This window comes from Streptomyces sp. NPDC102462 (assembly GCF_044765425.1).
Taxonomy (GTDB): domain Bacteria; phylum Actinomycetota; class Actinomycetes; order Streptomycetales; family Streptomycetaceae; genus Streptomyces.
Genome location: NZ_JBIWKB010000003.1, coordinates 75,834 through 89,893, shown reverse-complemented (window position 1 = coordinate 89,893; position 14,060 = coordinate 75,834). Strand labels below are relative to the sequence as shown.

At 72.9% G+C, this 14,060-nt stretch carries 9 protein-coding genes; 4 read left to right on the top strand and 5 right to left on the bottom strand.

Annotated elements, in window-relative coordinates:
* Nucleotides 1-221: 221 nt before the first annotated feature.
* Nucleotides 222-4,619, bottom strand: a complete 4,398-nt coding sequence (locus ACIRFL_RS04060; RefSeq protein WP_404023669.1) for a hypothetical protein — start codon at nucleotides 4,617-4,619, stop codon at nucleotides 222-224.
* 638 nt (nucleotides 4,620-5,257) lie between these two features.
* On the opposite strand from ACIRFL_RS04060, the gene ACIRFL_RS04055 reads away from it, so the two are divergent.
* Together ACIRFL_RS04055 and ACIRFL_RS04050 are read left to right on the top strand one after the other, a co-directional pair.
* Nucleotides 5,258-5,743, top strand: a complete 486-nt coding sequence (locus tag ACIRFL_RS04055) for a hypothetical protein (protein WP_404023667.1) — start codon at nucleotides 5,258-5,260, stop codon at nucleotides 5,741-5,743.
* 97 nt (nucleotides 5,744-5,840) lie between these two features.
* Nucleotides 5,841-6,764 carry an FkbM family methyltransferase gene (locus tag ACIRFL_RS04050; protein ID WP_404023666.1) on the top strand — a complete coding sequence of 308 codons (924 nt, stop codon included), beginning with the start codon at nucleotides 5,841-5,843 and terminating at the stop codon, nucleotides 6,762-6,764.
* A gap of 212 nt (nucleotides 6,765-6,976) precedes the next feature.
* Here the strand turns inward: ACIRFL_RS04050 and ACIRFL_RS04045 are convergent, their stop codons facing one another.
* The 3 genes from ACIRFL_RS04045 to ACIRFL_RS04035 form a co-directional block, all read right to left on the bottom strand.
* Nucleotides 6,977-7,765: a glycosyltransferase family 2 protein gene (locus tag ACIRFL_RS04045; protein WP_404023665.1), complete on the bottom strand. Its 789-nt coding sequence runs from the start codon at nucleotides 7,763-7,765 to the stop codon at nucleotides 6,977-6,979.
* A gap of 8 nt (nucleotides 7,766-7,773) precedes the next feature.
* Complete coding sequence (locus ACIRFL_RS04040; protein ID WP_404023905.1) at nucleotides 7,774-8,562, bottom strand: GntR family transcriptional regulator; 789 nt, start codon at nucleotides 8,560-8,562, stop codon at nucleotides 7,774-7,776.
* A 369-nt stretch (nucleotides 8,563-8,931) separates the two neighbouring features.
* Nucleotides 8,932-9,273, bottom strand: a complete 342-nt coding sequence (locus ACIRFL_RS04035) for a DUF6344 domain-containing protein (RefSeq protein WP_404023664.1) — start codon at nucleotides 9,271-9,273, stop codon at nucleotides 8,932-8,934.
* 349 nt (nucleotides 9,274-9,622) lie between these two features.
* On the opposite strand from ACIRFL_RS04035, the gene ACIRFL_RS04030 reads away from it, so the two are divergent.
* A complete protein-coding gene (locus ACIRFL_RS04030) occupies nucleotides 9,623-9,751 on the top strand; it encodes a DLW-39 family protein (RefSeq protein ID WP_003999697.1) in 129 nt (42 codons plus the stop codon).
* A gap of 625 nt (nucleotides 9,752-10,376) precedes the next feature.
* On the top strand, nucleotides 10,377-11,702 hold the full coding sequence (locus ACIRFL_RS04025) for a hypothetical protein (RefSeq protein WP_404023663.1): 1,326 nt from the start codon (nucleotides 10,377-10,379) through the stop codon (nucleotides 11,700-11,702).
* A gap of 104 nt (nucleotides 11,703-11,806) precedes the next feature.
* Here ACIRFL_RS04025 and ACIRFL_RS04020 read toward each other — a convergent pair whose 3' ends face one another.
* Complete coding sequence (locus ACIRFL_RS04020) at nucleotides 11,807-14,005, bottom strand: protein kinase (RefSeq protein WP_404023662.1); 2,199 nt, start codon at nucleotides 14,003-14,005, stop codon at nucleotides 11,807-11,809.
* Nucleotides 14,006-14,060: the final 55 nt, after the last annotated feature.

Genomic DNA, 14,060 nt, shown 5'->3' with positions numbered 1-14,060 from the left:
GTCGCTTGGGGCCGCTTGTTCGGTGTTTCTGCGGTGCCGTCACACCGGTGAGCTGGGACGCTTCGGCTACCGGGGGGCTGAAAGCGCTCGACCGCTGGCGACGGGGGATGCGTCAGCGGTCGAGCTATGGCCAAGGGTAACAAGGGTGGTCGGTCCGCGGGAGCCAACTGTTGGACAGCGGGCGGGAGTTGTGATCTGGATCACGGCGCCCCATGGGGTCGTCAGCGGCCGCACGGGGGGTCGTACGAGAGCCGCGGCAGGTACTCGTGCCACTTCTCCCGGGTCAGTACCCCCCGGGTCGTCGCGCAGATGTGGCGGATGGCCTGGTCGACGTCCAGGTTCCACAGCCGTACGGTGTCCGCGCCGCTCGACACTCCGAGCATGCGGCTGTTGGGGCTGAACGCGAGGAAGTTGCCGGTCTTGGCGTTCGGGCTCAGCGACTGGCCGATCGGGGACGCCTTGGACGGGTGCGCGACGTCCCACAGCCGTACGGTGTTGTCGTTGCCGCCGCTGGCCAGGGTGTCGCCGTTCTGGCTGAACGTCAGCGAGACGACCGCCTCGGTGTGGCCGGTGAGCGGCGCGTCCAGCGCGGTGGGCCCGTCCGGGTCGCCGATGTCCCACAGCCGTACCGTGTCGTCGTCGCTGCCGCTGGCCAGGGTCCGCCCGTCCGGGCTGTAGGCGAGCGTGTTGACCGGGCCGAGGTGCCCCGCCAGGGGGCTGCCGACCGGCGCGGCGCGGCGCGCGTCCGCCACGTTCCACAGCCGTACGGTGCCGTCCGCGCTGCCGCTGGCCAGGGTCCGGCCGTCGGGGGCGAATTCGAGGGAGTTGACGTAGCCCTTGTGACCGGCGAGGGGCTCGCCGAGCGGCACCGGGTCGGCCGGGTCGCTGACGTCCCACAGGCGGATGGTGCGGTCGTCGTAGGCGGTGGCCAGGGTGCGCCCGTCCGGCGTGAAGGCCAGGGCGTTGGGGCCGGTGAAGCGGGTCCGCAGGGTGAGCGGCGCGCCGTAGGGGACGGGCCGGTAGGGGTCGGAGACGTTCCACAGCTGCAGCGAGCGGTTTCCCATCCGCACCGCGAGGACACGGCCGTCGGAGGAGAACGCCAGCGTGCGCACGTCGCCGTCCCCCGGCATGAAGGGCTCGGACAGCAGCGTGGGCCGGCCCGGGTCGGTGATGTTCCACAGCCGGACCTTTCCGTCGCGTGCGGCGGTGGCCAGCACATGCCCGTCCCGCTGGAACGCGCCGATGCGGCCGATCATGTCCGTGGTCGGCAGCGCCCACAGCCGGACCTTGCTGTCGCCGCTGCCGGTGGCGAGGGTCCGGCCGTCGGGGCTGAAACCCAGCGCGTACATCTCGCCGCTGCCGCCGGACAGGGGCTCGCCGACCTGGGACGGATAGGCCGGGTCACTGACGTTCCACAGGGTCGCGGTGCTGTCCGCGCTGGCCGCGGCGAGCACGGTGCCGTCCGGGCTGAAGGCCACCGACCACACGGGGCCGGTGTGCCCGGTGAGCGGGGTGCCGAGCGGTGCCGCGCGGCGCGGATCGGTCACGTCCCAAAGGCGTACGGTGTCGTCCGCGCTGCCGCTGGCGAGGGTGCGCCCGTCCGGGCTGAACGCCACGGAGTGCACCGTCGTGGTGTGCCCGGTCAGCGCCGTGCCGAGCCGGGCAGGCCGGCGCGGCTCTGTCATGTCCCACAGCCTGATCGAGCCGTCGTCCGCGCCCGCCGCCAGCGTCCGTCCGCCGGGGCCGAAGGCCAGGGAACGGACGGCGTGGGTGTGCCCCGTCAGCGTGCCGAGCGGCTTCGGCCGGTCCGGGTCGCGTACGTCCCACAGCCGTACGACGTGCCGGTCGGTGGCCGCGGCCAGGGTACGGCCGTCCGGGCTGAAGGCGACCAGGTAGACGGTGCCGTCGTGCCCGTTCAGCGGGGTGCCGAGCGCCCGCGGGCGGCGGGGGGAGGTGACGTTCCACAGGCGTACGGTGCCGTCGTCGGAGGCGCTGGCGAGCGTGCGGCCGTCCGGGCTGAAGACGGCGCTGCTCACCCAGCTGGAGTGGCCGGTGAGGGGCTTGCCGAGCGGCCTCGGGCGGGTACGGTCCGTCACGTCCCACAGCCGTACGGTCCGGTCGTAGCTGGCGGTGGCCAGGACATCGCCCTTCGGGCTGAACGAGGTGAGGTAGACGGCGCCGGTGTGGCCGAGCAGCGGCGTGGCCAGCGGGGCGTTCACGATCGAGATCAGCCGGTTGTTGGCGCCCTCGTCGCCCGGCCGGAGGCGGTGCGCCACGAGATCGAGCTGGGCGGACAGCGACGGATCCGTGTACTGGACGCGATCGGCCTCGGCGACCACCTGCTCGAACACCGCGTCGTTGCGCTGTTGCCAGGCGATCACCGCCGAGCCGACCGCCAGGACCGCGAGGACCACCAGGGCCGACACCGCGCCCCGGCTGATCCGTACCGTGCGCTTGCGCAGCCTGACCGAGGCGGCCAGGAACTCCGCGGCGCTCCGGGTCAGGGAGGTGTCACCGGCGGACGCCGCCCAGGCGCGGGCCTGCTCCAGCCGGGAACCCCGGTAGAGCAGCGACGCGTCGCGGTTCGAGCCCTCCCAGGCCCGGCCGTCCTCCTCCAGGCGCTGGCGCAGCAGATTGCCCTGCCGGTCCTCGTCGATCCAGTCGCGCAGCCTGGGCCAGGCGTGCAGCAGCGCCTCATGGGTGATCTCGACGGTGTCCGCGTCGAGCGTCACCAGCCGGGCGCGGACGAGGGCTTCGAGCGATTCCTCCGTACCGTCCGGGTCCGTCGACTCCTCGGCCAGCTGGCGCCGCGTGCCCCGCCTGCGGGTGGCCTGGGTGTCCTCGCCCAGCCGGACCAGCCTGAGCAGCAGCAGCCGGGCGGCGGCGCGCGCCTCCGGGTCGAGGCCGGACCAGGCGCGCTCGGCGGTCGCCGCCACCGCGCCCTGGATGCCGCCCGCCGCGCGGTAGCCGGCCAGCGTGAGCCTGCCCGCCTTGCGCCGCTGCCAGGTGGCGAGCAGCGCGTGGGAGAGGAGCGGGAGGACGCCCGCGTCGTGCGCGCCGCGGGGGCCGTCCGCGCTGACCTCGCGGAGGATCAGCTCGGCGAGGCCCGGTTCGAGTTCAAGGCCCACCGCCTTGGCCGGTCCGGTCACGGCCTCGCGCAGCTCGGTGGCGGTCAGCGGGCCGAGCACCATGTGCCGGTGCTGGAGCGCGTCGGCCAGTTCGGGATAGCCGAGGCACTGCTCGTAGAAGTCGGCGCGTATGCCGAGGACGACGAGTACAGGGGCCGGGGTTTCGGGGCCGGCGGGGGTGCAGGCGGCGTGCAGGATGCGGATGAAGGCACGTCGGTCCGCCTCGTGGGCGCAGAGGGTGAACGCCTCCTCGAACTGGTCCACGACGACCACCGGGCGGGCGGTGCCGGGTGCCTCGCGCTCCGCCCAGGCGGCGACGGCCTCGCCGACCGCCCGGGCGAACCGCGGGTCACCGGGCTCCTCGGGCGCCCGCGCGGGGTGCGCCGCGGCCGACAGGAGCGGGGTCAGCTCGGGGATCCGGCGGGTCAGTCCCGCGAGCGGGTCGCTTCCCGGCACCAGCGAGACCACCAGCCGTGGGGGGCGGTCGGCTGGGCTCTGGTTTGTGGCGGGGGGCTGGTCTTGCGGGTGGGGGCGGTGGTCGGTCGGGTGCGGGTTGGTTGTGGCAGGTCGCGCAGTTCCCCGCGCCCCTGGGGGTGGGGGCGGTGGTTGGTCGGGTGCGGGTTGGTTGTGGCCGGTCGCGCGGTTCCCCGCGCCCCTGGGGGTCTCGGTCTCCGCGGGGGGTTCGCCGTCGCCGAGCGGCGGGGTCTTTGCATGCGGTTGGTCAAGGCCGTGGGGGTGGCCTTCCCCGTACGGCCGGAAGTCTGCGTCGCCCGGGGTGCTTGCGCCGGAGGTGGCTGCGCCCGCCGTACCTCGGTCCGTGCCGCTTCCGGGTGGGACGTTTGTGAGTGGGCCGCTCGTGTCCCGGTCGCTTTCGTTCGGTGGGTTCTCGCGCAGGGCCGGGGTGAGGCCCGCGTTCAGGAGGGAGGACTTTCCCGCTCCCGAGGCGCCGACGAGCATGACAAGGCCACCGGTCCGTTCCGCCGCGCGGAGCTGGTCGATGAGGGCCCGCGTGCTCCGTTCCCGGCCGAAGAACCAGCGGGCGTCCTCCCCCCGGTAGGCGGCGAGCCCCCGGTACGGGCATACTCCGGGCACGGCCGCGGCCTCCCCCGGGGCGCCGTCCGTCTCGTCCGGGGACACCGGGCGGTCGGCGACCGGGTCGGCCACCGCGCGCTCCCACAGGCGCTGCCACTCGACCAGGTCGTACAGGCCCGGGTAGACCGGAGCCGGTCGCGCGCGCCGGGCGTCGGGTACCAGCACCTGCAGCACCGCGGCGAGGGCCCCGAACTGGGCGGGCACGTTCTTGGCCCGTCGCCAGTCGCTGATGCGCTGCGCGGACACCCGCACGGGCCGGCCGCGCTCGTCGACCCGCTGCAACCGGACGACGGCCTCGGCGACGCGCTTGAGGGGAGGATTGCCCGCTTCCTTGTACAGCAGCGCGAGACGTTCCGCGAAGGCCGTGCGTGCCCCTGAGTCGGAACTCAAGGTCTCCACCCCTTACTCCCCGCCTCTGAACGTCCGGACCGGAAAACTCACCCTATATGGCTGACCTGCGGCGATGCCCTGTGCCGGGCGCCGGAGCCTCGTGGCTGGGCGCCACAGATGGCAGGATCGCGACGCAGTAGCGGACCGGTTACGCGCCGTCCGCGCGTCGTCCGGACAGGTCAGCACCCCAGAGCTTCGGAGAGTCGGCTCATGGCGCCGCATGTTCTCGGTCAGCTTCTCGGTCAGCTTCCGTCGGAGCCAGGAAACGCTGGCGTACGCCCGGACGGGTAGGCGCGACGTCCGGCCCCGAAAGCCCGCAAGACGCGCGTCGCGAGCCTTCTTCCGGCAGCCGTCGCGGTGACCTCGGGGCCGCGACGTCTCTTCTTCGATCCGCACCGCCGACGCCGATGCGGTGCGGGTCCACACCGCCCGCGACGTCCGGCACTGGTCTCCACGTGGGGAGGGACCAGTGCCGGGCGGCGGGTCCCGGGCCCGGCGGCGGGAACGCCCCGGTGCGACCTCGCTGCACCCTGTAAATCTGACGGTACGTCAGTTATGGTCGCCGTCGGATCGCTTCCGAAGGGGTGAGTGCGGTGGACACACGTCTGCGGAGCCCGGAGCCTCCGGGTACGCCACGCTGGGTCGCGATGTTCTACGAGCCGGACTCGGCGTCATGGCGGGTCGGCGCCGAGTCGTCCCACCGCTCCCCCGTGGTGCACGCCGTGGGCGAGATGACGCAGACCGTACGGGCGCGCGGGGGCGAGCCGACCGTCGCCCTGTGGGGGCCGCGGGACGGTGCCTGGCACCGCTTCGAACGCTCCGCCGCCCCGACGACGCCCGGTCCGGTCGATACGGCCGCACGGCCGGCCGCCGCAACCGCCGAGGAGCAGCCGGCCGAGTCCGTGCAGCCGAGCGGGCCCGCGGAGCCGAGCAGGCTCGCCGAGCCGAGCAGGCTCGCCGAGCGCATGGACGACCGGCGGCACCAGGTGCTCATGGCGGGACTGGGCCGGGCGGGCCTCTACGACCTCACACCGGAGGATCTGACCGCCGTCCAGGCCCTGGTGGAGCGACTTGACGAGACCACCTTGCGCAGGGTCGCCCACTGGCTCGCGACGGCGGGTGCCGAGGGGTAGCCGCGACACAGAGCGAGGCAGCCGCGGCACCGGGTGTTGCACGGGCCGCACGCCCCGAGGCCGATTCGCCGTGCCGTTCGTGGGGCAGTGACGTCGTGTGAGTCACCCCCTGTCGGAGCTCCTGGTCACGCTCGGCCGCCGCTATGTGCGCGACGCCCCGGGCTCGTTCGGAAAGGCGGCCCTCGCCGCCCGCTGGCTGAACCCGTATCTGCGGGACCATCCACGCCGGCGCGTCGTGACGACCCGTTCTGGCGCACGGTTCGCGGTGGACACCCAGGACCTCATCCAGCGCTACGTGTATCTGTTCGGGGTGTGGGAGCCGCACATGACGAGCTGGCTACGGCGCCGGCTGAAGCCGGGGGACGGCTTCGTCGACGTAGGGGCGAACGTGGGGGTGTTCAGCGTCCTGGCGTCACGGCTCGTCGGCGACCGGGGGAGGGTCGTGGCGATCGAGGCGTCGCCCGCGTTCCACCGCCGCCTGCTGCACCAGCGCGCGCTGAACGACTGCCGGAACATCCGTGCCGTCAACTCCGCGGTCTCCGATGGCCACAAGACCCTGACCTTCGTGCTGGCCAGTTCCCGCAACATGGGGGCGAACAGCATCGTTCCCTACGACGGACCCGCGGAGTCCACCTTCGAGATCGAGGCCCGGCCGCTGCCGGAACTGCTCGAACCGGCGGAGATCGCGAGCGCCCGGGTGATCAAGATCGATGTCGAGGGCGCGGAAGGCGGTGTCGTCCGCGGTCTCGCGCCCCTGCTGGACAGGCTGCGGCCCGACGCGGAGATCAGCGTCGAGGTGACCCCCGAGCGCATGGCCCGGCTCGGTGACTCGGCCGGCGAACTGCTCGGGACGATGACCGACGCGGGCTTTCACGTCTATCGGCTGGCCAACGACTACGCGCCCGGGAGCTACCCGGCCGCGCTGAGCGGCACGGCGGGCGTGGCCGTTCGCTGGCGCGGGCCCGTGGCGGCCGAATGCGATCTGATCTTCTCCCGGGTGGATGCGGAGACGTTGCCCTGACGCTTACGGAGACGCTGACCTGACCCTTGCGGAGACGCTGACCTGACCCTTGCGGAGACGCTGCCCTGACCCTTGCGGAGACGCTGCCCTGACCCTTGCGGCGGCGATGTGCTGCGCCGATGCGTGGCGGGGCTGAGGGCCGACGGGCGAGGGGCGAGGGGCGAGGGGCGAGGGGCGCAGGGCGCGGGGCGCGGGGCGCGGGGGCAGGGGTGTCAGTCGGCCGCCGGAGTGGGTGAGCCGGTCGAGTCGGTCAGCGGAGCGTGCCATCCGAAGCGTGCCAGCGCCCGCGCCCGGGCCGCGACGACGGCCATCCGGGCGTCACGCTCGGCCGGGTCGACGTGCGGGGCCTGGCCCGTGACCTGGCCCTCCCACTTGCGGTAGAGGAGCCCCACCTGCCGGGAGAACCAGCCGCGGCTCACCGAGTTCAGGGCGAGCAGGAGCCCGGTGTCCTCGGAGGCCGGCAGCGCCATCCAGCCGCCGAGCGCGACCAGGAGGTCACGCCGTACGCACAGCGTCGCCGGGTGGACCTGGGCGCGGAAGCCGTTGCGCGCCCAGTACTCCGTCACGACGCCGCGCTCGATGGGCCCGTCGTCGGGGTCTGCGGGGAAGCCCACCGTGGAGCCGTCCGGCATGAGGTCCAGCACCCGGGAGGTCGTCCAGCCGATGCCCCGGTCCCCTTCGAGGACGGCCAGGTCGCGGGCGAGGGCACCCGGGGTGAGCCGGTCGTCGGCGTCCAGGACCTTCACGTACGCGCCGTCGGCGTGCGCGAGCGCCATCGTGCGGGCCACTCCGGGGCCGCCCGGCCGCCCCTGCCGGAAGGTCACCCGTGCGTCGTCGGGGACGTACGGACGGACGTCGTCCGTCTCCCCGTCCTGCTGGATCACCCACTGCCAGCTCCAGCCGTCGGGCAGGTGCTGCGCGCACAGCGACTCGTGGGCCTCCGCCAGGAACGGGGCCGAGGGCGCGTGAACCGCGGTGACGATGCTGACGCGCCGGCGCACGGCGGCCCTCACCACCTTTCCAGGGACGTGGTGAAGCGGAGTTCCGTGCGGTCGCCGGGAAGGGTGACGTGGGTGATGTCCACGACGCGGTCCTCGATGTCGTACGACGTCTTCCGCAGCAGGATCACCGACGTACCCGGTGGCAGCTCCAGCTCCTCGGCCTCCTCCGGCGTCGGCGGGCGGGCGGTGAAGCGCTCCTCGACCCGGCCCACCTCGATGCCCGCGGTGTACAGCTGATGCTGCGTGCCGCCCGGCCACGGCTCGTTGCGGTCGTCCAGCAGATCCGGGTTCACGGCGATCATGTCGCGCACGAGATAGGAGGTGACCAGGTTGAACGGGGCGGTCTCGGCGGCGTGGCGGGTCCGGTAGGTGCGTTCCAGCAGGACGGTGTGCTCGGGGACGCCGAACGCGTCCGCGAGGTCCTGGGGCGCCTTGATCTCCCGGTATCGGGCGTAGAAGACGAGATCCCGCAGTCCAAGCCCGGTGTCGTGCTCGGTCGCGCCGGTCTGTGCCCGCTCGGCCTCCGGCTCGCGGGCCCGGCGCTTCTCCCACTGGTGCCGGCGGTTGTCACGGACCGCCCGGGTGCGCGGACACCGGACGAAGGTGCCGCTGCCGTGCCGCTTGTCGATGAGACCTTCCTCGTTCAGAACCCGGAGCGCGTTCTGGATCGTGGGCACGCTGCGCCTGTAGTGCCGCGCCAGGTCCGCCTCCGACGGCAGGCGCTCGCCGGGCTCGCGCCCGCCCTCGCGGATGGACCGGCGGATGTCGTCCGCGATCACTTCGTACGCCTTGGGCACAGGAGTCACCTCGTCACCAGGCTACGACTCCTCAAGAGGTCCTTACGACTTGGGGCCGGGCGGGGGGCGGGCATGCGAAGGCCCCCGGCCGGGGGAGGCCGGGGGACTCGCGCTGATGCGGAGCTGTACGCAAGTTCGCCATCAGGTGTTGCTGTGTTGCTGTGCTGCTGTCTCGCTGTCTTGCTGCTGTGTTGCTCACGCTGTGTCTTCGGTGCCGCACGTCCTGCGTGCTGCTGCTGTGCCGCTGTGCCGCTGGGTGCCGGGTTCCGGTCGGGCGCGCCGGTCGGATTCCGGTCTGTTTCAGTCAGGTTCCGTCGAGTTCCGTCGGATTCCATCAGGTTCCGGCGTCAGCGGTGGAGGGGTGCCGGATCAGCAGGTGAGCGGTGCCGGGGCTCCCAGGCCCCTCAGGATCTCCGCCGCGGTGTCGTCGAGGGGGCTGTGGCGGCAACTGGGAGATGTGCCGTGGGCCTCGGCCCGGATCCGTTGCTTCATCGTGGGGGGCAGCGCTCTGGCTTCGGACCAGGACCAGGAGCGGGACCAGGACCAGTGGTGCGCCGCCGGCCTCGGAGCGGGTGCGCTGCTCTTCTGCGGGGCCTCGGTCTGCGGGGCCGCCGCGGCCGTGGCCGGGGAGGCGAGTCCGAGCGCCGCGAAGAGGGCGAGGAAGGCGGTGACGATGACGGTCCACAGATTCATGACCTTGTTCCTGGCCATGACCCCTCACTTTCAGGTTGGGCGATTTGCGTACTTTCCTCATGATGTGTATGAGCGTCGCGAAGTGGTGGACCCACGCACGTGGCGCGGCGATGTTCAGATGAACACCACTCGGATGGGTGCAAAGCGGAAGAAAATCTCCCAAACACGGATCTTGAGCGGTGAAGAGGGAGCAAAGTAACCGTGTGTGGAGGGGTGACGACCCTCCGGTCAGGACGCCACCACCCGCGGCTAATGCGCTCTTGAGGGCGGGAGTTGGGGGCCCGGCGCAGGTCACCGACCGATATCGGGCGGTGTGTATAGTCGGGCGCCAGAGGTCCCCTACGTCAAGGAAAGACGAGGTCGCGCGGTGAAGAAGCTGCTCCTGGTCGCACTGGCCGCCATCGGCGGGCTCCTCGTGTACCGCCAGATCCAGGCGGATCGCGCCGAGCAGGATCTGTGGACGGAGGCGACTGACTCCGTGCCCACGGGTTCGTGAGTACAGACAACGGAAACCGATCAGGCCCCGACCGCCCCTGCGGTCGGGGTTTTGTGTTGCCCGGGCACCGATGAGGGGGTAGCGCCGCGCGCGAGCGGGGCGGCGAGCAAGGCGTCGAGCGGGCTGTTTCGGACGGCCGCACGGATTGCCGGGATGACCGGGGCGTGCGCGGGGCAGGATGGGCCACGGTCCGATACGGCGCGACGGCATGCGGCGCACGACCGTGGGTGGTCGCGGCCACCGTTGGCGTAGAGCGGCTGTCGGTGAGTCTCGACGAGCGGAACGCGGTTTCGGGCTGTACAGGGCGGCGGGCGGACTTCTTTGCGGTGCCTGTGCGGGGTGCCTGCCGGGTGTTTGCGCGGGGGGCTTGCGCCGGGTGGCTGCGTGGTGCGTTTGCGCGGGGTGGCCGCGCGGATTCCGTGAGGTGCCTCCGTGGGGGTGCCTGTATGGGGTGTCCCGCCGCACGTGCGACGAGGAGGGGTGACACGGGATGGGGCGGCGCACGGGGCGCAGTACAGAGGGGTGCGCGGTGGTATCGGCGCGCTCCGGGTGGTGGCGTATAGCGAGGTGGCGTACGGCGGGGTGGCGGCCCGGGGCGACCCGGCGGAGCCGTCGGCTGTCCGCCGTGGTCGCGGGGACGGCGGTGATGCTGGGCGCCCTCTTGGTGCTGGGCCGGTCGGCGGTGGCCGCGGGCTCACAGGCCGGGGCCGTGGGCTCGGCGGCCGGGGCCTCCGGCGGGTACGCCTTCGTGGAAGGGGCCAGGACCGTCGCCGGGGCGGCGGGCACCGTGGACGCCCCGGGGCTGAAGCCGGGCGAGACGTACCGGAGTTCCCTCCCCCGCAGCGGCAGGCTCTACTACCGCGTGGAGCTCCGGGCGACGACGACCGCGTACGTCCCCGTGACCGCCGTACCGCCCGCAGGTGCCGCCGTCTCCGCCAGCGACGGCATCAGGGTGTCGGTGCAGGACGCCAACGGCGGCTCCTGTTCCTATGCGTCCGCGCGGTTCGGGGCGGGACTGAGCCCGCGGCCGGTCACGGCCCTGGGGATGCGCCAGGTGGGCGGCGCTCTGTGTCAGGGAGCGGGCACGTATTACGTGCTGGTCGAGCGCCTCGAACCGGCGGGCACGGCGGGCGTGCCGGGTTCGGGTGGCGTGTCCGCCTCGGGTGCCTGGGACCTGGAGCTGGCACCGGTCGCCGAGCCGCGTCCGCGGCGGGCCGGGGCCACGAGCGCGCCCGAGGTCTGGGACTCCGCCTCGCCCGAGCCGGTCACCGGTGAGCCCCGGCGCCGCGCCGGCGGAGCGGGCTTCGCCACGGCACGCGCGCTCGGACAAGGCGTCTGGCAGACGGACATGAGGCCCGGGCAGACCCTCTTCTACAAGGTGCCGGTCGACTGGGGCCAGCAGGTGCACGCCACCGCAGAACTGGGCAGTTCGAACGGGGCCGGCGGCTATGTCAGCGGGGCCCTCGACCTGGCGCTGCACAATCCCGTCCGCGGTTACGTCGACGACGCGGCCCTCAGCTACAACGGCAGCCAGAAGGCGGCCGTACTCAGCCCCCTGCCGCCCGTGGAGTACCGCAACCGGTACTCCGTGCTCGACGCGGTGCGCAGCGTGCGTTTCGCCGGGGCGTACTACCTCGTCGTGCACCTCAGCGAGGGGATGGCCAGCACGTTCGGCCAGGGGCCCTTCGGGGTGACACTGCGGGTGCGTGTCACCGGCACCCCGCACGCCGGGCCCGGCTACGCCGGGCAGTCCGAGCCGCGCCATCTGTTCGAGGTCACGGCCCAGGAGCGGGAGGCGGCCGTGACGGGGCGGAGCGGCGGGGGCGGGGACACCGGGATGCGGGTGCTGGCGGCGGGCGGCATCGGCGCGGGGAGCGCGCTGCTGCTGGCGCTCGGGGTATGGACGGTGGCCGCCAGGCGGCGGGTTGGCGCTCGGGGGTATGGGCGGTAGCGGCTCGGCGGCGGGTCGGGGTTCGGGGGTATGGACGGTGGCCGCCCGGCGGCGGGTCGGGGCTCGGGGGTATGGGCGGTAGCGGCTCGGCGGCGGGTCGGGGCTCAGATGCGGGTCAGCGCCCAGAAACCCACGGCGTAGCAGGCCAGCGCCAGGAGCAGGATCGGTAGCGCGGCCTTCGCCGGGGGGCCGGGGCGACGGGTGCGATGGGCGCGGTGGGTGCGACGTGCGGTCCGGCGGGGTGCGGGCGGGGCCGACGGTGAATTCGCCTGTGCGGGATGCGGAACCTGCGGGCTCTGAGCGGTGTATGAAGCAGTAGAGGCGTCAACGCGCTGCGGCCGCATCGGAGGCAGCGGCGCCTGTGTGGGGCTCCAGGGGGCCTGTGGACGGGGGGAGGACAGGGCATGGGTGGGGCTGTGGGTGTGGCCGTGGGCGGAGACGTGCCCGTGGGTGGGCGCGGTCGCGGTGGGGGGTTCGTCGGGGTGATGGGGCTGGGGGGCGTGCGGTGGCTGGTGCCGGTCGTGCGCTTGGCGCCGGTCGTGCGGAGGGTCGCTTCGGGACTGGTCGGCCTGTTGGGTCTGGTGTGGGGGGTGGGCCTGGGAGATCGGTGTCCCGGCTGTCTCCGTCCCCGTGCCGTGCGACTGTGCGGGCTGCGGGGGTGGCAGATGGAAGCTCCCGGTGTCCGACATGGTGAACGGCTGCGGATCGCTGCCCGCTTGGGGATTCACGGATACGACGGCTTCGGAAGCGCCAGAGCTGGCGGAAGCGGGCGTTGTGGAACGGGTGGGGGCGGAAGGGGAGCTGATGGAGGGGGAGTTGGCGGAGCGGTCGGGGTCGGAAGGGGAGTTGCCGGAAGGCGGGGTGTCGGAAGGGGGCTTGCCGGAAGGGGAGTTGTCGGCTGGGCGGGGGATGGGGGGCGTGGGACTCGGGATGGCCCGACCGGGGTTGCCGGGACCGGAATCGACAGAGCCGGAGTTGCCGAGACCGGAGTCGCCAGTGCCGGATTTGTTGGGGCCGGAGCTGTCGGGAGCCGTGTTGCCAGGACCGGAGTTGCCAGGACCGGAGTTGCCAGGGCCGGAGTCATCAGGGCCGGAGTCGGAAGGGTGGAAATCGGGCGGGAGGAAACCGGAGGGGCGATAAGGCGGGCCTGTGGGGGCGGCCGGTGTGCCGGGGACGGAATCCGTGTCGCTCGGGCCGGGCCGAGGGGAGACCTGGGGTGGAACCTGCTCGGGGAAGCGGTTCGCCGGCGAAGAGACGTCCTGCGCGCCCGACATGCCGTCGGACCCGGCAACGCCCGGCCGCGCAACCCCTGCCGCCGCGACCCCGGTCACCCACGCTTCGGACACGGTGCCCGTTCCGGCGGGCCCCGGTGGGCCGGATCGCGCCCCCGAATCCACCTGGGTGTCCACGCCCGAGGCCGTTCGGAAAGGTCCATCGGGGCCGAATCCCGGCGGGAGCGAGCCGAGTTGGTCGAAGACCTCGATCACCTCGTCGTCGAGGCCGGGCTCCGGCAGGAGTTCCGTGGCGGAGACGAGTGCTTTGCGGGCTCCCGTGGCCGTGCGGAAACGGGCCTCCGGATCCGGTTGCAGCAGCGTGGACACGACCTGCCAGAGCGGATCGGGGATGCCTTTGGGCGCCCTGGGTGTCCCGTGTTCGGCGAAGTGCTGGACGAGGGCCTTCGCGTCGGGTTTGGCTCCCTCCAGCAGATACAGGGCGACCAGGCCCACGGCGAACAGGTCGGCCGGGAAGTCGGGTTCCGCGCCCAGCATCTGCTCGGGTGCGAGATAACCGGGCGTTCCCACCACCAGATTGGTCTCGGTCAGGCGCGGTTCGCCCAGCCGCATCGCGATGCCGAAGTCGGACAGGCGCAGCCGGGGACGGCCGGTGCCGGTGGCTTCCAGAAGGATGTTGGCGGGCTTGATGTCACGGTGCACGACCCCTTCCTCGTGCACCGCGGCGAGTCCGGACAGGAGTTGGTCGAGCAGCGTGCAGACGAACGAGGGCGGCAAGGGGCCGTAGTCACCGACCAGATGGACCAGCGAGCCGCCGGCGACCAGGTCCATGGTGAACAGGACCTTGTCGTCGTCCGCGGCCCAGCTGGCCGGCGCGAGCACATGGGGGTGATCGATCCGCAGGGCCTGTTCCCGTACGAACCGCAGGAGTGAGTGGGCGTCGCGCTGCTGGAGCACCTTGGCGGCGACATAACGGCGACGACGGTGATCCCACGCGCGCCAGACGGCGCCGACGCCTCCGCGTCCGATCGGGTCGGCCAGTTCGTACCGGCCGGCGAAGACCTCACCCATGGCTGTCCGTCGCTCCTCCCCCTGCGGCTGACCCCTTGGTCCCCCTTACCCCTTG

What these genes read in the sequence shown, in the direction of transcription:
- ACIRFL_RS04055 (WP_404023667.1), top strand. Translation starts at nt 5,258, where the DNA reads ATGTTCTACGAGCCGGACTCGGCGTCATGGCGGGTCGGCGCCGAGTCG.
- ACIRFL_RS04035 (WP_404023664.1), bottom strand. Translation starts at nt 9,273, where the DNA reads ATGGCCAGGAACAAGGTCATGAATCTGTGGACCGTCATCGTCACCGCC.
- ACIRFL_RS04020 (WP_404023662.1), bottom strand. Translation starts at nt 14,005, where the DNA reads ATGGGTGAGGTCTTCGCCGGCCGGTACGAACTGGCCGACCCGATCGGA.